This window comes from Idiomarina rhizosphaerae (assembly GCF_024159085.1).
Lineage (GTDB): Bacteria > Pseudomonadota > Gammaproteobacteria > Enterobacterales > Alteromonadaceae > Idiomarina > Idiomarina rhizosphaerae.
Genome location: NZ_JAMZDE010000003.1, coordinates 285,815 through 307,334, shown reverse-complemented (window position 1 = coordinate 307,334; position 21,520 = coordinate 285,815). Strand labels below are relative to the sequence as shown.

Genomic DNA, 21,520 nt, shown 5'->3' with positions numbered 1-21,520 from the left:
CGCATGCGGACACTGTCGTGGATTTTGAACAAACTCTGGCTAACGCTGGCTATTGTGCTGGTGCTGGTTGCTGTCGGCCTGAGTTTATTGCGTTACAGCCTGCCATACCTGCCCGATTTGACCGAACCACTTGAAGAGCAACTGGAAGCCCGTTTCCAGCAACCCGTTAGCATTAGCGACTTATCTATGGCCTGGACCCGGGAAGGGCCTTCCATTGTTCTGGATAATCTCGTTTTGCTGGAACGCGAGCAGTCGCCTGTGCAGGTTCGTGTTGGCAAGGTTCATGTGGTACTCGACTTCTGGAAGACTTTACTGGATCAACAGCTCATTGCGCAGCAGTTTATTCTTAATGACGCCCGCATAGCAGTAGATATACGTAAATTCTCGGCCGCTAACGAAGCTGAGAAATTAGATTTAGATTACGTTAACCGCTTATTCCTGCAGCAATTAGAGAAGTTTTCACTGAATAATGGTGAGTTGTTACTGACAAACTTGCGGGGCGTAACACGAGAAATTGATATTGACCGGCTGTCCTGGACTAATGAAGGCAAGAAGCACCAGGGGATTGGTCAATTCCGGATGGAAGACTTTGCGACTAATAGCCTCGATTTTATTATTGATTTGCGCGGTGATCGCTGGTCGGAATTTAATGGTCAGTTTTACGTCAATTCGCAGAACGTTGATATCAGCCCCTGGCTTGAAGAGCAACTGGGCGACATTGACGTACAAGCTTCAAACGTAAACTTTACCGGTTGGCTGGATGTTCGTAATGGTCAACTATTTGAAGGGCTAGTTAAGTTAAGAGACAACCGTATTACCTGGTTGGACAATAATTCTGAAGAACTCAACTGGTTGCAATTACCCGAGGGTGAAATTGTGCTGCGGCCGGAAGAAAATGGCTGGCTACTCAACAGTTTGCCAATGACAGTAAATACCTCAGTAGGTCATCTTGAATTACCGCGTATAGCCTGGCAGCAACTGGATGAGATCCACGATATCAGTGTAGATAATATCGCAATTGATGAGGTTACCGGATTACTACCTCTGCTGCCTTTTAAGATATCGGCGGAATCGGTCATGAGCCTGGGCTTAAAGGGTAAAGCCAGTGTGCGCTATCGTCTGCACCCTGTCTCTGGCCAGCAATGGTCTATAAAAAGCCACAGCCTGTCGGCAGACGGGAATGAGCGTTGGCCTGGCTTTAATGGCCTGGATGTCAGTATAAGCAGCTTATCGAATCACGGTTTGTGGCAAGTAGAAGGTGATAACGTTAGTCTCACGGGGAACAGCCTTTCCGGTAAGCAAGCGTGGGATATTGATACTTTTAATTTGTCCGGCTCCTGGTTGTTACAAGCTGATGGCTGGCGGGTAAATTTAGAGCAGCTCCAACTTCGGCGAGACGACTTTCAGCTTACCGGTAGTGGCGGTCTGTCCGGCGACAGCGAGACAACGCCACAAATTGACTTATTGCTTTCTACCGCACAGGGCTTTTCTGTCGACACCGCCCGCAAGTTGCTGCCATCAATTATGGGGCAGGGAGTAAAAGACTATCTTTCCGCAGCCTTAGTATCCGGTCGGGCTCGTGGCATGGAATTACTGTGGCGCGGTCCCGTCACTCAGTTTCCGGGTGCGGACAATCAAGGCGTCTTCAATGCGCGGGTGGAGTTCGATGATTTAACCTACCGGTTTCAGCCAGACTGGCTTCCGTTAGCCGATGCTCCGGTAAAGCTCGATTTTTATAACAGGAGCTTATTCATGTCGGCGGATGCTGGGCATATAGAAGATGTGCAGGTAACCCGGGTTGACGCGCAAATTAAGGATTTAGCAGATGCTTCGCAGGGCTTGCAGGTTCAGGCTAGTGTTAGTGCAAAGGGGGAATCGCTGTTACCTGTGTTTGAACAGTCGCCGCTGGACAGCGTAACCGAGACGCTCACTCAAATTAACCCTGGCGGAGAGGTTTCTGGTTCTTTCCAGCTGGATATACCGTTAAACAGCTCGCGAGATGTTGATGTTGCTGTTGAGGCTCCGTTAGCCGGTCTTTCTCTTAACATTGACGCCATACAACAAGATTTTACGGTTTCTGAAGGTCTTCTGAAAATTGACAACAGCAAGGTAAGTACCGAAGGGCTGCGCCTTAACTGGTACGGTATGCCTATACCAACTAAAGTATCCGGAGAGCTAAACGGGGCGGATTACTTACTGAATGTGAATACAACTCTGGACTGGCAAAGCGAACCTTTATTTAAGCAATTGCCTTATCCACAGTGGAAACCGTTTTTCTACGGAGCGGTAAACGGTGAAGCTAATCTTCAGTTAACTTTTAACGCCGACACTGTTGGCGTCGCGTTAGAGTCGCGGTTTGATTTGACCGGTCTTGAAACATCGCTGCCAGTGCCGTTGCAAAAAGATTTTGGAGATAACTGGCAACTGTCGGTTCAGCTCAATGGGACTGGAGAAGAGCTGCGTTTACGGGCTAATATCGACCAGCGCCTTTACTGGGATAGCCGCTGGAAGCCGGGCAGCGGAGGTTGGCAAAAGGCAAGACTGGATATTGGAGAGGTCAGCTCTGCGAACGAACTGGTTAATGGCTTTGCGGTAAACGCGCAGTTACCGCATGCCGATATCGGGCAGTGGTACTCATTACTTTATGCGCTGGCCGGAGATTCAAATGTTGATACTGAAGGTGATAGTGGCGAAGGGTGGCTGCCCGATTCCATTCGCATTGAGACGCCTCAGTTACAGTGGGGACAGCAGAAATTTGCTCAGGCAGATATTCAGGTGTGGCCGGATGATTTAGGCTGGCAAGTGCGGGTAGATGCTGAGAATGCAGTGCTGAACGTGATTATTCCGGAGAAATTTGTACAGCAGGGCATAAAAGTTAGAGCCGATTATCTGGCGTTAAGCAGCAAGGTTGAACTGCCGGAAACCACTGAGAAGACCGACTGGAGCTGGCTTGAAAAAGTACCGGCAATTAACTTTCTCTGTCGCAGTTGTCGTATTGACGAGCATGAGTTAGGCGAAGTTGAATTGGTGCTAGCTCCGCTTGAGGATGGCTTCAGTATAGAAAAGATGGCTCTTAAAAAAGGAAGTGATGAGCTCGCCTTAACGGGGTACTGGCGGTATAAAGATGAACAGGCTCGAAGTGCGCTGTCCGGACGGCTGGAGGCAGGAGATCTTGGTGACTTATTACGTGACTATGGTCTGGAAACGGCGGTAAGAGATAGTGCTGCCGTTATTGATTTTAACTTAAGCTGGCGCGATCATTTGTATCAACCAGACTGGAGTTCGTTGAACGGAGAGGTAGTCTGGGATTTAGAAAAAGGCTATCTGGCCGAAGTGAGTGACGGCGGCGCGCGTATTTTTTCATTATTGAGCCTGGACAGTATTCTCCGAAAGCTGACTTTAGATTTTCGTGATATTTTTTCCCAAGGAATGTTTTTTACTGATTTAACCGGCAGTGTTCAGATTGAAAATGGTGTCGCGCGCACCAAAGATGCAAGATTACTGGGATCCGCAGGGGATATGGATATTCGTGGCTGGACCGATATGCAAACCGGTGAGCTAAATTATAATTTGACCTATGCGCCAAAAGTTACCTCCAGTCTTCCAATTATTCTTGCCTGGATGGTGAATCCTCCCAGCGGCTTGGCTGCGCTGTTCATCGACAAAGTACTGCACGATGCGAAAGTGATTTCGCGTCTGCGTTATCAGGTCACCGGTACTATTGAGGAACCGGTGGTTGAAGAAATAGAACGTGACAGCCGCCCGGTTGATTTGCCAGAATTGGAAGAGAACTCAACCGATTCAGAGGCAGACGATGACACAAGTGCAACTGACGGCGCTGCAAATGAGCAGTCGTCCGGATCCGCAAGATAATTTAGCCATTGTTGCTAAACTGCTGGAACAACTCCCTGCCGCACGTCCGCAACTGGTAGTATTGCCTGAAGCCTTTAGCTGCTTCGGAGCAGGTGACCGCGCTCAGTTGGCAATGGCTGAAACCTACAAGGATGGCGAGGTGCAGAAACGACTGGCCGCCTTAGCAAAAAAGCATGGGGTCTATCTGGTTGGCGGCACCCTGCCAGTAGAGGCCGGTGAGCGATTTTCCGCCGCATCTATTCTTTTCGGGCCCGATGGCGCCATTCTCAATCGCTATGACAAAATTCATTTGTTTGATGTTGATGTGGCTGATAATACTAAGGAATACCGCGAGTCAAAGTGGACTCAGCCGGGCAGTAAAGTGGTAACCACAGAAACGGACTTTGGTGTGGTTGGCATGGCAGTGTGTTATGATCTGCGCTTTCCAGAGTTATTCAGAGCATTGCGTCAGGCTGGCTCCCAAATCATTGTTTTACCCTCTGCTTTTACTCAGGTTACCGGAAAAGCTCACTGGCATGCGCTGGTTCGCGCCCGCGCCATTGAGCAACAGGTTTTTATCGTGGCGCCGGGCCAGGTAGGGGAACATGCAAATGGTCGTGAAACGTTCGGCCATTCAATTATTGTCAGCCCCTGGGGTGAAATACTGGCAGAACAGGAACTGGATGAAGGTGTTGTTTCTGTCAGCGTTGATGTAGCGGATATTGAACCCATACGAAAACAAATGCCAGTGGCGCAACAAAATCAATTTGAGGTTGTACAAAAGACATGACACTAACTGACTACGAATTGTCGCAAGACGACATAAGCAAAGCTTTATCCACGCTATACAGCGGTGATATTGATTTTGCCGATATCTATTTACAACACAGTGTCAACGAGTCGTGGGTGCTGGAAGATGGCATCATTAAAGACGGCGCGTTTCATATTGAAACGGGTATGGGTGTGCGCGCCGTACAGGGTGAAAAAACGGGCTTTGCTTATGCCGATGAAATTACGTTAAAAGCGTTGCAGCGTACCAGCGAGGCGGCTCGCGGTATAGCTCGTCAGGGGCAAAGTAAAAAAGTCGAGGCGTTGAAGTCGGTGCAGGCTAAGTCGCGCTATGAAGCGCTTAATCCGCTGGATACTTTATCTGAAGACGAAAAAATTGAATTGCTGAAGAAAGTCGATGCGCACGCACGGGCGCAGGACTCACGTGTAAGCCAGGTGGTGGTGAGTTTGAGCGGCAGTTATGACGAAGTTTTAGTCGCCGCGACAGACGGCACTTTGGCTACCGATAAACGCCCCCTAATTCGTCTGAACTGTTCTGTTATTACCGAGCAAAACGGTCGCCGCGAGCGCGGCAGTGCCGGTGGTGGAGCTCGTGTAGGATATGAGTTTTTCCTTGATGAAGACTCTGGTAATGCCCGCTGGCAGCGTTTTGCAGAAGAAGCCGTACGTCAGGGGCTCGTGAATTTAGAAGCAAAACCTGCACCTGCAGGCAATATGCCTGTGGTACTGGGCTCCGGTTGGCCGGGTGTGCTGCTGCACGAGGCGGTCGGACACGGCCTGGAGGGCGACTTTAACCGTAAAGGCTCGTCTGCCTATTCCGGTAAAATTGGCGAGCAAGTGGCGTCACCGCTTTGTACTATTGTCGATGACGGTACGCTGAGTGATCGTCGTGGTTCAATGAGTATTGATGACGAAGGCACACCCAGTGGCTACAACGTGTTGATAGAAAACGGCATATTGCGTGGTTACATGCAGGATAAAATGAATGCGCGTTTAATGGGTCAGGCAACGACCGGAAACGGCCGCCGTGAAAGTTTCGCTCACTTACCTATGCCGCGAATGACCAATACGTATATGCTCGCCGGAGAAAGTAGTCCGGAAGACATCATTGGCAGCGTGAAAAAGGGTATTTACGCACCGCAATTTGCTGGCGGTCAGGTCGATATTACTTCCGGACAGTTTGTGTTCTCAGCATCTGAAGCTTATTTAATTGAAGACGGTAAAATTACCACACCGATAAAGGGTGCGACACTTATTGGTAACGGACCAGAAGCTATGGCCCAGGTGTCTATGGTGGGTAATGACCTGTCGCTGGACGAAGGTGTGGGTGTGTGCGGTAAAGACGGGCAGAGTTTACCCGTAGGCGTTGGGCAACCGACGCTAAAATTAGATTCAATGACGGTTGGCGGTACCGAATAAGCGAGTTGCCCGGTATTAACCGAGCAGCTCACGTAAATAAACAAACAGCTGACGGGCAGCAACCGGTGGTTTTTGTTCGGTCTGCTGTTTTTCGGCAAGACGAATAAGCTGACGCAATTTTTGGCGATCAGCCTGAGGATGCTCTTCAATGAATTCTTGCAGAGCGTCGTCGCCTTCATGCAGCAGTTTATCGCGAGTTGTTTCAATCTCGTGGAAAATGGATGTTTGCTGCTGATGTGCATTTTTTAAGTTATTCAAGGCTTGCTCGATAGGCGCGATATCACGTAAGCGCATGAGCTTGCCAATAAATTGAAGCTGACGTCGGTAGCCTTCGTGCTTGTTACGAATTTTACGGGCAAGTAAAACGGCATCGCGCAGCTCATCATCCAGTGGCATTTTTGCTAACTGGCTGTCGGTCAAATTGACAAGTTGAGTCCCGAGCTCCTGGCGTTCAGCCATTTCGCGTTTTTTTTGGGACTTGCTGACGAAGTCGTCAGGTTGTTCAGGATTTTCGGCTGGGCGTTTCGGCATAAGTTCGATTCATTAGCGCTACAAAGCCGTCAGTTTAGCAGTGAGGAGAGTTTTTTGATAGTACAACTGAGTGACTTACAGGTTCAAATGAAGCAGGTAGAGAGTGCTGTTAAAGAAGCACTGCGACTGGCTGAAGCAAAAGGCGTCAGTTCTGCTGAATGCTCAATCAGTCACAGCTCCGGTATTTCGGTGGGAACTCGCCTGGGCGAAGTCGAAACCGTAGAGTTTAATCAGGACGGAGCGCTGGGCATCAGTGTCTACCGTGGTAACCAGAAAGGTTCGGCGTCAACTACGGACTTGTCGGAACAGGCCATTAGCGCTGCGGTTGATAAGGCTTGTGACATTGCCCGATTCACCTCTCCGGACCCATACAATGGTTTGGCTCCGGCAGAGTTAATGGCGACCGATGTACCAGATTTAGACTTGTGCCATCCGGGTGACCAGAGCGCAGAGTATGCCATAAAGCAGGCACTGGCCTGCGAGAAACACGCGTTGAATCTGGACGAGCGCATTGTTAACTCTGACGGCGCGCATTACGGCAGCCACACAGGCTTTCGCGTTTATGGTAATAGTCATGGTTTTATCGGTGGTTACTTACAGTCGCGGCATAACCTCAGTTGCGTTTTAATAGCTAAAGAGGGCGACAAAATGCAGCGCGACATGAGCTACTCGGTCGCCCGCAAAATGCACGAATTAAAATCTGCCGAGAGTGTTGCCGAAGAAGCCGCCGCAGAAACCTTGTCGCGCTTAGGAGCGCGCAAAGTACCAACCGCTAAAGTACCGGTTATTTTCCGGGCTGACGTGGCAGGAAGTTTGTTTGGTCATATGGTCAGTGCAATAAGCGGTGGTAATTTGTATCGTAAGTCCAGTTTCCTGCTCGATCATTTAGGCAAGCCGGTGCTGCCAGAATGGCTGAGCATTCAGGAAAAACCACATATTATCGGCGGCCTGGCGAGTTCACCTTTCGATGCAGAAGGTCTGGCAACAAAAGATAGAGAAATTATTACCGACGGCGTTTTGCAGACTTACCTGTTAACCAGCTATGCCGCACGTAAACTGGATATGCAGCCTACGGGTCACGCTGGTGGTATCCACAACTGGCGGGTGACACAGCAGGACAACTCGTTAGCGCAGTTGTGCAAAAAAATGGGGACAGGCTTGTTGGTAACCGAATTGATGGGGCAGGGCGTGAATATGGTTAATGGTGACTATTCGCGTGGTGCGGCCGGCTTCTGGGTTGAAAACGGTGAAATTCAGTATCCGGTAGAAGAAGTGACCATAGCCGGTAACTTAAAAGACATGCTGGCGAATATTGTTGCTATAGGTAATGACACCGATGAGCGCCATGCGCTACATACCGGCTCGGTGTTATTAGAGCAAATGAGTATTGCCGGCAATTAAAAAGACAGGGAATTAAGACAGTAACAAGGTTGCCGAGCCAAGGAAGGCAAAGATACCGACAACGTCAGTTACTGTGGTCAGAATGACTCCGCCAGCCAGTGCGGGGTCGATATTAAAGCGCTTCAGAACGAGCGGTATGGTAGCACCGGCTAAAGCGGCAGCGACTAAGTTCATCATCATGGCAAAGGCAATAATACCGCCAACCAGCCAGTCTTGTTTCCACAGCGCGACGACAGCCGCAATCAGTACCGACCAGATAATGCCGTTTAAGAAACCAATAGCCAATTCTTTACCGATAAGCCATCGGGAGTTACTGGTGCCTATGTGACCCAGTGCCATTCCTCGTATTACCAGAGTTAATGTCTGGCTACCGGCTATGCCACCCATACTGGGCACAATGGTATTTAAAATAGCCAATACCGCCATTTGTGCCAGTATGTCTTCAAATAATGAGCTGACCATAGCGGCCAGTAAGGCAGTAACCAGGTTTACCGCCAACCATACAGTACGGCGTCGGGTACTTTTTAATACCGGAGCGAAGGTATCTTCGTCATCTTCCAGACCGGCCATGCTCAACATGGAATGCTGGGCTTCTTCGCGGATAATATCGACCACGTCATCGATGGTTATACGACCCACCAACTGCTGCTCATTGTCTACTACTGGAGCGGATACCCAATCATGGCGCTCGAACAGTTTTGCGACTTCCGTTTCATCCATAGTCACGGGGATGGTGGTAATGTCGGTCGACATAATCTCGTCAATGCGATGGCTGGGGTCAATCGTTAACAACTGGGTTAAGGTAATTTCGCCAATGAGCTTCTCGTGACGATCGACTACGTAGAGTTTATCGGTGGCTTCGGGGAGTTCACCTTTAAGACGCAAATAACGCAGTACCACATCGATAGTGACGTCCGAGCGCAAGGTGATGGTATCGGTGTTCATGATACCACCGGCGCTGTCTTCGGCGTATGAGAGCGCGGTTTCCGCACGTTCCCGGTCGCTTTCGTCCATGGACTTCAGAACTTGCTGATAGACAGGTTCAGGTAAGCCACGCAAAACGTAGGCTAAGTCATCGGTGTCCATACCTTCGGTGGCCGCCGCAAGGTTCTCCGGCGCCATTTGACGAATAATGTCTTTCTGAACCTCTTCGTTCAGTTCTTCAAGAATTTCACCATGTTCTTCTACGTCAACCAGTTTCCAGACAATGGAACGGCTTTTGGGCGGCGAGGATTCCAACAGCAATGCCACATCGCATGCCGGCATATTATGCAGCATTCGGCGGGCAGCAACGAACATCCCATCGGACAGCGCGGAGTTAACCTCCTGAATGCGCTGCATGGCATATTCTTTGTCGGAAAGCTCTGCAATCATGCTTACTCGTCTTCCTCGAAGCGATCTTCAAACAAAGTACTCACGGCATCCAGTGCCGCTTGGGCGTCTTTTCCTTCGGCACAGACTTCAACAGTTTTTCCCTGTTGACTGGCCAGTAGCATCAGGCACATAACGCTGGCAGCATTAACGCATTGCTCACCTTGAGTGACTGTAATGTCTGACTCAAATTCCTGCGTTAACTGCGCTAACTTTGTTGCCGCGCGTGCATGCAAGCCTAGTTTATTGCGAATAATTAGCTTTCTGCAAACTTTATCCATGGGTTTTTAGTTCCCGGTGTCTTACCTGAACTTTTACAGCTTTCTGTTCAAAACGCTCGGCTAACTGCTGAGAAATATAAACCGAACGGTGCTGGCCACCGGTACAGCCGGTAGCTATTGTCAGGTAGCTGCGATTGCTGCGCTGGAAGTGCGGCAACCAGGTATCAAGAAAGTTTTCTAGCTGATAAATAAACTTAGTCACCAAAGGTTCCTGACGAAAGAAAATCTGAACGTCGGTATCCAGACCGGTAAGCAGCTTAAGCTCGGGTTGCCAGTGCGGATTAGGTAAAATGCGCGCATCAAAGACAAAGTCAGCGTCTTTGGGCAAACCATATTTAAAGCCAAAAGACTGAAACACAATAATCAGTTTTTTATCAGCCCGCCCCAGCACCCGCTCAGTGACCTGCTCACTTAATTGATGCAGAGATAAATCGCTGCTGTCGAGGCGCCAGGTTGCTCTCTCCATAATAGGTTCAAGCATTTTATGTTCGGCCTGAAGCGCTTCCAGCAGAGGCAGTTCTTTTTGCGATAACGGATGCAGGCGACGAGTCTCGCCAAAACGCTTTAGTAAGGTGTTGTCGTCAGAGTCAATAAACAGAATTTCCGGTTCAACGCCTTTTGGTAAAAAGCTCAGAGAGTCCAGTAGTTCTTCGGAGTGCTCCGGTAAGTTGCGGACATCAATGCTAATGGCTATTTTTTGATACTGTTCTATGACCGCATGCACCAGAGTTGGCAGCAGGCTTATTGGTAAATTATCAACGCAATAAAAGCCTAAGTCCTCCAGTACGCGCAGAGCAATTGTCTTACCTGAACCGGAACGACCACTAACAATGATCAGTTGCATGGCGACTGCTCACCTTCGCCCACAAATAATTGATATAACGCTTTATCAGAATCTGCGTGGCGCAGTGCGCGAGTACAGTCTTTGTCGTTCATTCTTCTGGCCACTGTGGCCAATGTTTGTAGATGGTTTTCGTGCTCTGATTCCGGAACCAGAAGCGCGAAGATAATATCGACAGGCTGGTTGTCAATAGAATCGAATTCGATAGGTTCGTCTAAGGTCAGTAATACCGCTACCGGATGATTCGCATTAGGTAAGCGGCCATGAGGAATTGCGATACCCAAGCCAATTCCCGTACTGCCTAAACGCTCACGGTTTAACAGGCTCTCAAAAATGTCATGACGGGTAATGCCAGACAGCTTAGGGGCTACGATTTGACTAATGGTTTCAAGTAGTCGCTTTTTACTTGCGCCCTCGACTGCACACTTGGTGCAGTCGGGGCTTAACAATTCACTCAGTTGCATGGATTAATGTTGTTTCATTTTCTCTTTGTGTTTAATCACCTGACGGTCCAGTTTATTAATTAAACCGTCGATGGCCGCGTACATATCTTCGTGTTTTGCATCGGCGAAAAGCTCACCGCCATTCACGTGCAGCGTAGCTTCCGCTTTTTGAATCGTTTTTTCAACATTTAGGATGACGTGAACATTAGTTATATGGTCAAAATGTCTTTCCAGCTTGGCAAATTTTGTGTCCACGTAGTCACGCAGAGCTTCGGTAATATCGATGTGATGACCGGTCAAATTAATTTGCATAACGTCTTCCTTCTGCAGTTAACAAAGTTACAAAAGACTTTTGCGTTGGCTCGATGATGGAATGTTTAACGATTCCCGATACTTCGCAATTGTCCTTCTTGCTACTTGGATACCTTGTTCGGCTATCAGTTCAGCAATCTTACTGTCACTTAACGGTTTACTGCGATTCTCAGCAGCGACCATCTTCTTAATTAAAGCACGTATTGCCGTGCTTGAACACTCGCCACCGCCTTCTGTACTGACATGACTTGAGAAAAAATATTTCAACTCAAATACGCCACTTGGACAGTGTAAGTATTTTTGCGTTGTTACGCGTGAAATCGTACTTTCATGCATATCCACGGCTTCAGCAACATCGTTCAGAACCATGGGCTTCATAGCTTCTTCACCATGCTCAAAAAAGCCCTGTTGGCGCTGTACTATGCAATTGGCAACTTTTAGCAAAGTGTCATTGCGACTTTCAAGGCTCTTTATGAACCAGCGAGCTTCCTGTGTATGGTTCTTTATGTACTGGCTGTCGGCTACTGACTTTGCTGCTTTACTCAAGGCCGCGTATTCTTCGTTCACTTTTAATTTAGGTACGCTGTCCGGGTTTAATTCGACCATCCAACGACCATTTTTTTTTGTAACAGCCACATCAGGAATAACATATTCAACCGGTTGCTGCGCAACTTGTTCGCCCGGGTGCGGGTGCAACTGTTGAATTAATCGCATAGTCTGGCGTAAATCGTCTTCCGATAGCTTCAGTTTACGCTGAATGGTGCGAAAATCGCGACTGCCTAGTAAATCCATATGCTCTGTAACCAGACATAGGGCAATATCTCTGTATTCTGTGTCTTCGCTCAGTTGGCGTAATTGAATGGCAAGGCACTCGCTGACGCTGCGTGCGCCGACACCAATGGGGTCGAAATGCTGAATGCGCTTAAGCACCATGCAGACTTCTTCTGCTTCAACTTCGGGCAGGCGCACGGCTTCAATAATTTCATTAACATCGACCATTAGATAGCCGTTGTCGTCTATGGCTTCAATAATGGCTTCAGCTATGGCGGTGTCTTCTTCCGAAAAATGAGAAAGTTGCATTTGCCAAAGCAGGTGATCCTGCAGAGATTCGCTGGTAGAGCCTTGATAGACTTCAAAGTCGCCGTCAAAAGATTTACCGGAAGAGGCTGCACCGTTAGTTGGCGTATGACTGGAGTAGGTGTCGTCCCAGCTACTGTCGACCGGTAGCTCGTCAGGCATTTCCTGCGTTTTTATAACGTCGGATGTTTCCCGCTGACTGTCGTCTCTTTCTTCAATATTGCGGTTTTCCGGCTGATCTGCGTCGTTATTCGTTTCACCTTCAACCTCGAGCAATGGGTTGCTGTCTAATGCATCCTGAATTTCTGACTGAAGATCGAGCGAGGAAAGCTGCAGCAGGCGGATAGCCTGTTGGAGTTGTGGCGTCATGGTCAGGTGCTGACCAATTTTTAGCTGCAGACTTTGCTTCATAATGACTATCCCGGTATCACGTTATAGGGTGAACTGCTCACCGAGGTAAACGTCTCTAACCTGTTGATTCGATAATATACTTTCTGCATCCCCGCTGGCAATAAGCTCGCCATGACTCACAATATAAGCATGTTCACAAACAGACAATGTTTCGCGAACATTGTGGTCGGTAATAAGTACACCAATACCACGTTGTTTCAAATGTTCAACAATCTTTTTAATATCAATAACCGAAATAGGGTCAACTCCGGCAAAAGGCTCATCCAGCAAAATAAACGTAGGTTCCGCTGCCAGGGCGCGGGCAATTTCAACCCGACGGCGCTCACCGCCTGAAAGACTCATGCCCTGACTATTCGCTATGTGGCCAATATGAAATTCTTCGAGCAAGGCATCAAGCTGCTCTTCACGCTCATTGGTTGAAAGTTCTTTACGAGTTTCCAGAATAGCCATTAGGTTATCGCGCACGGTTAATTTGCGAAATATGGAAGCTTCCTGCGGCAAATAGCCAATACCTCTGCGTGCCCGTTCATGCATTGGCAGTAAGGTAAGGTCATTGTCATCCAGCAGAATTTGGCCTTTATCGCTATTAACCAAACCAACAATCATATAGAAAGTTGTGGTTTTACCTGCACCGTTGGGGCCTAGTAAACCAATAACCTGCCCCTGACTAACTTCCAGGCTAACGTCTTTAACGACTTGTCGGTTTTTGTAGCTTTTGGCTAAATGTTTGACTCGTAAGGTTGCCATATTAAGGATTCTCGTTATTTTTTTCGTCGGTATCGGTTTTTGGTTTAGGCGTGAAAATAGTGATAACACGGCTGTCTTCTTCACCTGAACTGCTTGCCGTTACCGTTTGTTTATCCAAATCATAGGTAATCAAACTGCCGCTTGAGCTGCTACTACCTTGAGATATGCGAGCGTCTCCACTAAGTTCCAGTCGCTGTTCCGACTGAAAGTAGGTGATTTTCTTTGCTTCAGCGTTAATTTCATTGCCGTCGTCCAGCGTCTGGCTGTAAGTAGCAGGAGAGCCTTCTGCAATAAAAATGTCTGCTTGCTCAGCACTTTCACTGGCGGACGCTTCTAGTCGATCTGCACGGATTAATAAGGTGCCCTGACGAATAATAACGTTGTCCGTTAAAACCAGACGGTTATTTTTAATATCAAGCTCTTCTTTACTAGACTCAACTTCCATTGGCTTACTAAAGTCAGACTTACCCTGAGCCATAACTGCTGACGGCACTAAGGCAACCAGAATGAGTTTACTCAGCAGGCTGGAAAATCGTTTTAACATGTCTTTTTAGCTCCATTCGTTCAGCTTTGAGATCCGCCGTCATACCGTTCCCCCGAATTAATAGTCGTGGTCCGTGAATGCTTACCGGATATTCGGTGCTCATTGACTCATTTTTTAAATCAACAATCAGGTACTCGGTTAACACTTGCTCAATGTGAGTATCCGGCTCTAAAGCAAGGATTTCAACATCGTGCTCCAAAATCAGGGTTTGATCGTCATAGAAAGTTCCTTGCGCGGCACTGACTTCCCAAAGCTCTTCACCTTGCTCAGAAAATACCGTGTAAACCGGACCCTTAAGTTCAGTTAGACCAATTTGGTTATAGTGAGACATTTTCTCAGATTTTATCTTGTGAGCCAGTAAACCGTCACTTTCGAAAATACGCGTCTCCAGCCCAAAAGCGGTAAAATCGGGCTGCATAGTGCGTGTTGTAGCCGCGTTGTTACCATCAGCATCATCACTAAAAGGGCGCCAGACAAGCAATAGCCCGGCACCGAATAATAAAATTAGAATGACAGTAACGCGTCGACTCACACACTGGCTCCTGTAGCCAGGTGAAGTTGCCCTTGACTGAGCATGATTAAATCACAGATTTCCCGCACCGCACCATGTCCACCATGGCAGCGTGAAATATAATCGGCCTGTTGTTGTACCGATGCGTGAGCGTCCTGGACTGCAATCCCCAGGCCTGCGGCTTTAATTAAAGCTAAATCCGGGGTGTCGTCGCCAACATAAGCAACTTGTTCTGCGCTAAGGCCTAACTTTGTCAGAAGCTCATCGAAAGCAGCCGTTTTATCGTTTTGTCCCTGATAAATAAAGCCGACATCTAAGTGTTCCATGCGATGTTCAACAATGCGTGAGGTTCGTCCGGTAATTACTGCTGTTTCGACTCCTGATTTTTTCAGTGCTTTCATGCCGAAGCCATCCCGGGTGTGAAACGCTTTTAGTTCTTCACCATCGTTACCTAAATAAATGCGGCCGTCGGAGAACACTCCGTCCACGTCCAGCACCAGCAGCTTTATCTCGGAAAAGCGTTTAAACAGGCTTTTTTCAATGTCGCCGTACCAGGTGTTAATACATTCCATCAGAGCACTCCCGCCTGTAGTAAATCATGCATGTTCATTGCGCCACAAGGCTGTCCATCGTCGTTGGTAATTATCAGCCCATTTATTTTTCGGTCCTGCATGAGTTTTAATGCCTCAGCGGCCAGCATATCCTCGTTCGCAGTAATACAGGAGCGGGTCATAACTTCTGCTATCGGAGTCTTATGAACATCAATTCGGTTATCCAGAATGCGACGTAAGTCACCGTCTGTAAAAATGCCGGCAAGACGTTGGTTTTCATCAACTATCGCGGTCATACCCAGCCCTTTACGCGACATTTCCAGTAAGGCATCACTAATAATAGCGTCGGCAGGAATAACCGGGACACGCTCGCCAGTGTGCATCACGTCATGCAACCGTAATAGCAGGCGTTTACCCAGCGAACCGCCAGGGTGTGATAGCGCAAAGTCGTCGGCGGTGAAGCCGCGGGCATTGAGCAGGGCAACCGCCATTGCATCACCCATAACCAGCGTTGCTGTTGTAGAAGCTGTAGGTGCTAACCCGAGTGGGCAGGCCTCTTGTTCAACCGCGATACAAACATGAGTATCAGCCAGTCGGGCAAGAGTGGAGCCAGGTTTACCGGTCATTGAAATTAAGGGCACGCCCAGACGTTTAATGACCGGAATAATATTCAGCACTTCGGCCGTTTCACCACTGTTAGATATCGCAATGACCACATCCTGAGCTGCAACCATGCCTAAGTCTCCGTGGCTGGCTTCGCCCGGATGCACAAAAAACGCCGGTGTGCCGGTTGAGGCAAGCGTGGCTGCTATTTTCCCGCCAATATGGCCGGATTTACCCATGCCGGTGACAATAACGCGGCCTTTGCAGTTAAACAGGGTTTGGCAGGCGGCATCGAAATTATCATCTAAATATTGATACAGGCCTTCAATAGCCTTCTTTTCGATATCCAGTACTTGTTCGCCCAGTAGCCGAAAGTTCTGGGTGACTTGTTTCATTGTCATGCCTCTGGCGTTGTGCTTTTGCCCTGTATAATACGTCATTCGGTACAACTCTGCCTACCGTACACAGGTAAATCTTGTATTTTATTACAAAAATAATTACTATACCAACCAGACGGTTGATAAAGTAAGTGCAGGTAAAGTGAATACACCATGGTAGAGAAAAAAGGCGCAGGGCGACCCAGCAACAGAGACGTCATTCTGGATGCCGCAGATCAATTGGTCGCTGCCGAGGGTGCAGGGCACCTTACATTTGACGCCTTGAGCCAGACAACGGGCATCAGCAAAGGTGGTTTGCTTTATCATTTCAAGAGCAAAGATTGTTTGCTGCAGGCTATGTTAAAACGCCGCGTTGAACGTTATGAAGCACTTCGTGAGCAATATCATCACGAGTTTGCCAATGACCCAAAAGGCGAATTAAAAAGTATTTTACTAGCAGCGCTTGATACGGACGCTGAATGTTCCCGGCTCGGCAGTGGCATGCTGGCTGCCGCTGCGACTAATCCGGAGTTGTTAGGCCCGTTAAAAGAACATATAGCACTGACTTTGCAGCGGTTGGAGCGTATTGCCGGAAGCAAAGTTGGGAAAACTCTGTTTTACGCCGTTCATGGTGCGCGGTTGTTTGAGCAACTCAACTTGTGTGACGCCTGCGTGCATGAACGTGAAGATTTTGCACAATATTTACTGAAGCTTGTCGATGAATTGACAGAAATAGAATCAATTCGCTGATAAGATTTGCAACACTTTTTCGGTATCAGATAATACCGACAGCCCTTAAAATAAAGGCTGATAAACTCGTAACAGGAAACTGTCGTGACAAACTTGGTAGAACTTAAAGATCTGACTTTTGCGCATGGAAGCCATCGGGTCTATGACGGCCTGTCGTTAGATGTTCCGAAAGGCAAAATGGTTGCTGTCATGGGGCCTAGTGGCATTGGCAAAACGACGCTGCTGCGCCTTATCGGTGGCCAGCTTAAGCCTGACAGCGGCAGTATCAAAGTGGCCGGAGAGGAAGTCCCGCAGTTAAAACGCGACGCTTTGTATCAGTTACGAAAGCGCATGAGCATGCTGTTTCAAAGTGGTGCGCTGTTCACTGACATGTCGGTATACGAGAACGTCGCCTTTCCACTGCGCGAACACACTGACTTACCCGAGGAAATTATTCGTAGCGTGGTTTTAATGAAGCTGGAAGCGGTGGGACTGCGTGGCGCGCGTCACCTTATGCCTTCAGAACTGTCTGGTGGCATGGCTCGCAGAGCAGCTCTGGCAAGGGCAATAGCTCTGGATCCCGACTTAATCCTGTACGATGAGCCTTTTGCTGGTCAGGATCCCATTTCTATGGCGGTAATCGTAAAGCTTATTAAATCTTTGAATGAATCGCTGGGTTTGACATCTATTGTTGTATCGCACGACGTAAAAGAAGTGTTATCTATTGCGGATTACGCTTATGTCATTGCTGACAAAAAAGTGGTCGGCAAGGGAACTCCGGATGAACTCCGTAATAATGACACGGCAATTATTAAGCAGTTTTTGAACGGTGCGCCAGATGGACCTGTAGCATTTCATTATTCAGATGACGATTTTACAACGGACTTATTAAGGGGCGAGGGATGATCCAGTTTATACAGTCTGTCGGTCGCCAGGTACTGGACAGCCTGGCGGGTATTGGATACGCCCTGGCTATGTTAATGGGCGCCATTATTGGCAAACCTCAACCAGCTAAGTCCTGGCCGCTCTTTATTAAACAAATGTATGTCGTCGGCGTATTGTCGATGCTCATCGTTATCGTCAGTGGCTTATTTATCGGTATGGTGCTGGGCTTACAGGGCTACACTATTTTAGTGGATTATGGCGCCGAGCAAAGTCTGGGTCCTATGGTTGCGCTGTCGTTACTGCGTGAGTTAGGGCCTGTAGTTACAGGACTTTTATTTGCCGGGCGAGCGGGTTCCGCATTAACTGCTGAAATTGGCCTCATGAAAGCCACTGAGCAACTCTCTAGCCTGGAGATGATGGCGGTTGATCCTTTACGTCGTGTGATTGCACCCCGGTTCTGGGCTGGGGTGGTCAGTATGCCGCTGCTGGCATTGATGTTCTCAGCCGTTGGAATTTACGGCGGTTACCTGGTTGGCTCTGGCTGGCTGGGTGTCGATGAAGGCGCTTTTTGGTCAGTTATGCAATCGGCAGTCGATTGGCAGGATGATCTTCTGAACGGCATTATTAAGTCTATTGTATTTGCCTTTGTTGTTACCTGGATAGCTTTGTATAAAGGTTATCGTTCGGTTCCAACCTCTGCGGGAATCAGTGCTGCGACAACGTCAACAGTTGTGACTGCGTCGTTGGCAATTCTAGGACTCGATTTTATTCTTACAGCTATCATGTTTGGTGGATAACCATGGAATCAAGAAAAACACAGTTATGGGTAGGCGTTTTTGTTGTCGTCGGTATTTTGGCTTTGTTCTTTATCGCATTAAGAGCAGCCAGCGGGACTATGACAACATCGGGAGACAGTTACACCCTGTACGCTAAGTTCGATAATGTTGGTAGCCTGAAAGTCCGCTCGCCGGTGAAAGTAGGTGGTGTAGTTGTGGGTCGTGTTACTGATATTTCATTGTCGGGTGACTACTATGAGCCGCGTGTGACAATGAGTATTAGCAAAGATTACGACAAGTTTTCTGAAGCCAGTACACTGTCGGTGCTAACGTCAGGACTCCTGGGTGAGCAATATCTTGGACTTGAACCCGGCTTTATTGACGATAGCGTAGGTACGTTGGAAGACGGCGATACTATTACTGATACCAAGTCAGCATTGGTTTTAGAAAACCTGATAGGCCAGTTTCTGTTCAGTCAGGGCAATGAATAAGTGGTAAGGAGAGCACCATGGCAGTAAAACAATGGATAGCGGCTGTTTTTGTAACCATAGTACTGGTTGCATCCGCGTCAGCCGATTTAATTCGTAACGATGATCCGCAAGAGTTATTAAAAGAAGTTGCAGAGAAAACTTTTGATCGCATCGCATCGGACAGAGACAAAATTGACGCAGATCCTAATTATCTAAAGGAAGTCGTTGAAGACGAGATGATGCCTTATGTGGATAACATGTATGCGTCGAAGAAAGTATTGGGCCGTTACTTGCGCGACACGACAAAAGAACAGCGTGAGCGTTTTTACCAAGCATTTTATGACTACTTAGTCGCAACTTACGCGCGTGCCTTTACTCAGTATGACGAGGACAAGCATAAGGTCACTTTTGAACCTAGTCAGGAAATTTCTGATGATGCACGTTCGGCCGTCGTGAAGGCGCGAATAAAAGAAGAAGGGCGCCCGGAAATTCGTCTCGATTTTCGTATACGTTACGACTCTGATGAAGAAATCTGGAAGGCCTACGATTTAGTCGTTGAAGGCGTCAGTTTGCTGAACAGTAAGCAAAGTGAAATTTCTTCGGTTATTCGTGCCAATGGTATTGATAAAACTATCGAGCTGATTGAAAAGAAAGCTTCTGAGCCTATTAAGGCGGATGACGAAGCAGAAAGCCCGGCAGAGGGACTCTGATGAGTGCTCAACAGGCAGAATTAACATCCGTTAAAGTGAGCGATGATCAGACGTTGGTTTTCAGCGGTTCATTGACTCGTCACAGTGTTGCTAAACTGTGGTCACAGCGCAAAAGCTGGTCGGTGGGAAGCGAAACCCGGGTTGATTTAACCGATGTCGAGGTTATCGACACTGCCGGTGTTGCCTTTTTGCTTGAAATTCTCAAGTTAATTGGCGATGGCAAAGGGCCGTTAACCTGTATAGGCGCATCTGAGCAGCTAAAACAAATTGCCCGCGTTAGTGGCGTTGAGTCATTGCTTTCGTTAAGCTAGGCGGTCTTATTCACTTTTAAGCCAACGGCAGATAACAATGAATACTGAAGAACTAAAAACTTTGCTGAACGATGCGCTTTCTCTGGAAGAGCTACTGGTTAAAGCTGAAGGCGCTAATGTAGAAATTATTGCTGTCAGTGAAGACTTTAAAGATATGAGTCGTGTTAAGCGTCAGCAAGCCGTGTATGGTCCTCTAAACCCGTTGATTGCCGACGGTTCAATCCATGCCGTATCGATAAAAGCATACACGCCTGAAGACTGGGCGCGTGATAAAAAATTAATGATGCCATAAGGTTGTTGGTTAGTTGATGGATAAATTTAAAATACGTGGTGGCCAACCTTTGTCGGGTTCGGTCACTATTTCAGGGGCAAAAAATGCGGCGCTACCTATTTTAATGGCTTCGCTGTTGCCGTCTGAAAAAATCACCCTGTCTAATGTCCCCGACCTTCATGATGTCGACACGACACTGGAATTATTAGACTGCCTGGGCATTAGTCACAGCAACCTGAATAATAATAGCGTTTGTATTGACCCGACCACGCTTAATCACTTTAAAGCACCTTATGATCTAGTTAAAACTATGCGCGCTTCAATTCTGGTTTTAGGTCCGCTATTAGCTAAAACCGGTAAAGCGGAAGTGTCCCTGCCGGGTGGTTGTGCTATAGGTGCGCGACCAGTAAATCTTCATATTGAAGGTTTGCGCAAAATGGGCGCACATATTGACGTTGAGAATGGTTACATCAAAGCGTCAGTAGAGGGGCGCCTGCAGGGCGCAGAGATTTTGCTGGATACGGTAAGCGTGACCGGCACTGAAAACTTAATGATGGCAGCGGTACTGGCTGAGGGTGAAACGGTTATAGAGAATGCCGCTCGAGAGCCTGAAGTCATTGATTTAGCAAACTTTCTTAACAGCCTGGGCGCGAACGTCCGTGACGCTGGCAGCGACACCATTCATATTACTGGTGTTAATAAGCTGCATGGTGGCGAATACAGTGTCATGCCTGACCGTATCGAAACAGGGACTTTTTTAGTCGCAGCTTTGGCAACTGGAGGCTCGGTGCGTTGTGAGAAAACTGACCCGGCAAGCCTTGATGCGGTGTTGAAAAAGCTGGAAGAAGCTGGCGCGACAATTGATAAAGGTGATGACTGGATAGCGATACAAAGTCATGGGCGACCTAAAGCTGTTAATATTATTACCGCTCCTCACCCGGCCTTTCCAACGGATATGCAAGCTCAATTTTGTGCGCTAAATGCTATTGCAGAAGGTACTGCTGGTATTCGTGAAACGATATTTGAAAACCGCTTTATGCACATTCCCGAGTTACGACGCATGGGCGCAAATGTCGAGTCAGAGGGTAATACTGCATTATGTCACGGGGTTGATGAACTGACCGGCGCAGAGGTTATGTGTACCGACTTACGAGCTTCAGCCTCTCTTGTTATAGCGGGTCTGGTTGCGACCGGCGAAACTGTTGTCGAGCGTATCTATCATATTGACCGGGGCTATGAAGGGATTGAGAAAAAACTTCAGGGCTTAGGTGCTGATATTGAACGAGTAACGGCATAGCTGCCGTTCT

24 protein-coding genes are annotated in these 21,520 nt (G+C 48.0%); 12 read left to right on the top strand and 12 right to left on the bottom strand.

Annotated elements, in window-relative coordinates; genetic code table 11:
- Positions 1 to 3: 3 nt before the first annotated feature.
- The 3 genes from NJR55_RS03790 to tldD are packed head-to-tail and all read left to right on the top strand — an operon-like array spanning position 4 to position 6,060.
- On the top strand, positions 4 to 3,873 hold the full coding sequence (locus tag NJR55_RS03790; RefSeq protein ID WP_253617983.1) for a YhdP family protein: 3,870 nt from the start codon (positions 4 to 6) through the stop codon (positions 3,871 to 3,873).
- On the top strand, positions 3,815 to 4,642 hold the full coding sequence (locus NJR55_RS03785; RefSeq protein ID WP_253617982.1) for a carbon-nitrogen hydrolase family protein: 828 nt from the start codon (positions 3,815 to 3,817) through the stop codon (positions 4,640 to 4,642). The genes NJR55_RS03790 and NJR55_RS03785 overlap by 59 nt, the downstream gene beginning before the upstream one ends.
- On the top strand, positions 4,639 to 6,060 hold the full coding sequence (gene tldD, locus NJR55_RS03780) for a metalloprotease TldD (RefSeq protein WP_253617979.1): 1,422 nt from the start codon (positions 4,639 to 4,641) through the stop codon (positions 6,058 to 6,060). Before NJR55_RS03785 ends, tldD begins: the two co-directional genes overlap by 4 nt.
- Before the next feature lie 15 nt (positions 6,061 to 6,075).
- Here the strand turns inward: tldD and yjgA are convergent, their stop codons facing one another.
- Positions 6,076 to 6,591, bottom strand: a complete 516-nt coding sequence (gene yjgA, locus NJR55_RS03775) for a ribosome biogenesis factor YjgA (protein ID WP_253617978.1) — start codon at positions 6,589 to 6,591, stop codon at positions 6,076 to 6,078.
- A 54-nt stretch (positions 6,592 to 6,645) separates the two neighbouring features.
- Here yjgA and pmbA point away from each other — a divergent pair, with 54 nt between their 5' ends.
- The gene (gene pmbA / locus NJR55_RS03770; RefSeq protein ID WP_011233651.1) at positions 6,646 to 7,992 is read left to right on the top strand and encodes a metalloprotease PmbA; all 1,347 of its coding nucleotides are present in this window, start codon (positions 6,646 to 6,648) and stop codon (positions 7,990 to 7,992) included.
- Between the two features lie 12 nt (positions 7,993 to 8,004).
- Here the strand turns inward: pmbA and mgtE are convergent, their stop codons facing one another.
- Genes mgtE through NJR55_RS03715 form a run of 11 tightly spaced genes read right to left on the bottom strand, consistent with a single transcriptional unit; the run spans position 8,005 to position 16,079 of the window.
- Positions 8,005 to 9,366 (bottom strand): magnesium transporter, encoded by a 1,362-nt coding sequence (mgtE, locus tag NJR55_RS03765; RefSeq protein WP_253617976.1) that lies wholly within the window; start codon positions 9,364 to 9,366, stop codon positions 8,005 to 8,007.
- 2 nt (positions 9,367 to 9,368) lie between these two features.
- Complete coding sequence (locus NJR55_RS03760; RefSeq protein ID WP_253617975.1) at positions 9,369 to 9,644, bottom strand: HPr family phosphocarrier protein; 276 nt, start codon at positions 9,642 to 9,644, stop codon at positions 9,369 to 9,371.
- Entirely contained in the window at positions 9,637 to 10,488 is an 852-nt protein-coding gene (gene rapZ, locus NJR55_RS03755) for an RNase adapter RapZ (protein ID WP_011233654.1), read from the bottom strand. Before rapZ ends, NJR55_RS03760 begins: the two co-directional genes overlap by 8 nt.
- Positions 10,479 to 10,949 carry a PTS IIA-like nitrogen regulatory protein PtsN gene (gene ptsN, locus NJR55_RS03750; protein WP_011233655.1) on the bottom strand — a complete coding sequence of 157 codons (471 nt, stop codon included), beginning with the start codon at positions 10,947 to 10,949 and terminating at the stop codon, positions 10,479 to 10,481. The genes rapZ and ptsN overlap by 10 nt, the downstream gene beginning before the upstream one ends.
- Before the next feature lie 3 nt (positions 10,950 to 10,952).
- Positions 10,953 to 11,240 (bottom strand): ribosome hibernation promoting factor, encoded by a 288-nt coding sequence (gene hpf / locus NJR55_RS03745; RefSeq protein WP_011233656.1) that lies wholly within the window; start codon positions 11,238 to 11,240, stop codon positions 10,953 to 10,955.
- Between the two features lie 27 nt (positions 11,241 to 11,267).
- Entirely contained in the window at positions 11,268 to 12,728 is a 1,461-nt protein-coding gene (locus NJR55_RS03740; RefSeq protein WP_253617973.1) for an RNA polymerase factor sigma-54, read from the bottom strand.
- A gap of 21 nt (positions 12,729 to 12,749) precedes the next feature.
- Positions 12,750 to 13,475, bottom strand: coding sequence for an LPS export ABC transporter ATP-binding protein (gene lptB / locus NJR55_RS03735; RefSeq protein WP_253617971.1), 726 nt, complete (start codon positions 13,473 to 13,475; stop codon positions 12,750 to 12,752).
- Position 13,476: 1 nt separating this feature from the next.
- On the bottom strand, positions 13,477 to 14,019 hold the full coding sequence (lptA, locus tag NJR55_RS03730) for a lipopolysaccharide transport periplasmic protein LptA (protein ID WP_253617963.1): 543 nt from the start codon (positions 14,017 to 14,019) through the stop codon (positions 13,477 to 13,479).
- A complete protein-coding gene (gene lptC, locus NJR55_RS03725) occupies positions 13,988 to 14,551 on the bottom strand; it encodes an LPS export ABC transporter periplasmic protein LptC (RefSeq protein ID WP_253617961.1) in 564 nt (187 codons plus the stop codon). Before lptC ends, lptA begins: the two co-directional genes overlap by 32 nt.
- The gene (kdsC, locus tag NJR55_RS03720) at positions 14,548 to 15,102 is read right to left on the bottom strand and encodes a 3-deoxy-manno-octulosonate-8-phosphatase KdsC (protein WP_253617959.1); all 555 of its coding nucleotides are present in this window, start codon (positions 15,100 to 15,102) and stop codon (positions 14,548 to 14,550) included. The genes lptC and kdsC overlap by 4 nt, the downstream gene beginning before the upstream one ends.
- Complete coding sequence (locus NJR55_RS03715) at positions 15,102 to 16,079, bottom strand: KpsF/GutQ family sugar-phosphate isomerase (protein ID WP_011233662.1); 978 nt, start codon at positions 16,077 to 16,079, stop codon at positions 15,102 to 15,104. Before NJR55_RS03715 ends, kdsC begins: the two co-directional genes overlap by 1 nt.
- A 156-nt stretch (positions 16,080 to 16,235) precedes the next feature.
- Here NJR55_RS03715 and NJR55_RS03710 point away from each other — a divergent pair, with 156 nt between their 5' ends.
- From NJR55_RS03710 to murA, 8 genes are all read left to right on the top strand, one after another.
- Positions 16,236 to 16,811, top strand: a complete 576-nt coding sequence (locus NJR55_RS03710) for a TetR/AcrR family transcriptional regulator (RefSeq protein WP_253617957.1) — start codon at positions 16,236 to 16,238, stop codon at positions 16,809 to 16,811.
- 84 nt (positions 16,812 to 16,895) lie between these two features.
- Positions 16,896 to 17,696 carry an ATP-binding cassette domain-containing protein gene (locus NJR55_RS03705; RefSeq protein ID WP_253617955.1) on the top strand — a complete coding sequence of 267 codons (801 nt, stop codon included), beginning with the start codon at positions 16,896 to 16,898 and terminating at the stop codon, positions 17,694 to 17,696.
- Complete coding sequence (gene mlaE / locus NJR55_RS03700) at positions 17,693 to 18,472, top strand: lipid asymmetry maintenance ABC transporter permease subunit MlaE (RefSeq protein WP_275978032.1); 780 nt, start codon at positions 17,693 to 17,695, stop codon at positions 18,470 to 18,472. Before NJR55_RS03705 ends, mlaE begins: the two co-directional genes overlap by 4 nt.
- A 2-nt stretch (positions 18,473 to 18,474) precedes the next feature.
- A complete protein-coding gene (mlaD, locus tag NJR55_RS03695; RefSeq protein ID WP_034818660.1) occupies positions 18,475 to 18,942 on the top strand; it encodes an outer membrane lipid asymmetry maintenance protein MlaD in 468 nt (155 codons plus the stop codon).
- Between the two features lie 17 nt (positions 18,943 to 18,959).
- Positions 18,960 to 19,631, top strand: a complete 672-nt coding sequence (locus NJR55_RS03690) for an MlaC/ttg2D family ABC transporter substrate-binding protein (protein WP_253617953.1) — start codon at positions 18,960 to 18,962, stop codon at positions 19,629 to 19,631.
- A complete protein-coding gene (locus NJR55_RS03685; RefSeq protein WP_253617951.1) occupies positions 19,631 to 19,942 on the top strand; it encodes an STAS domain-containing protein in 312 nt (103 codons plus the stop codon). The genes NJR55_RS03690 and NJR55_RS03685 overlap by 1 nt, the downstream gene beginning before the upstream one ends.
- A gap of 37 nt (positions 19,943 to 19,979) precedes the next feature.
- A complete protein-coding gene (locus NJR55_RS03680) occupies positions 19,980 to 20,234 on the top strand; it encodes a BolA family protein (protein WP_011233669.1) in 255 nt (84 codons plus the stop codon).
- 16 nt (positions 20,235 to 20,250) lie between these two features.
- Positions 20,251 to 21,510 (top strand): UDP-N-acetylglucosamine 1-carboxyvinyltransferase, encoded by a 1,260-nt coding sequence (gene murA, locus NJR55_RS03675; protein ID WP_253617949.1) that lies wholly within the window; start codon positions 20,251 to 20,253, stop codon positions 21,508 to 21,510.
- The last annotated feature ends 10 nt before the right edge of the window (positions 21,511 to 21,520 follow it).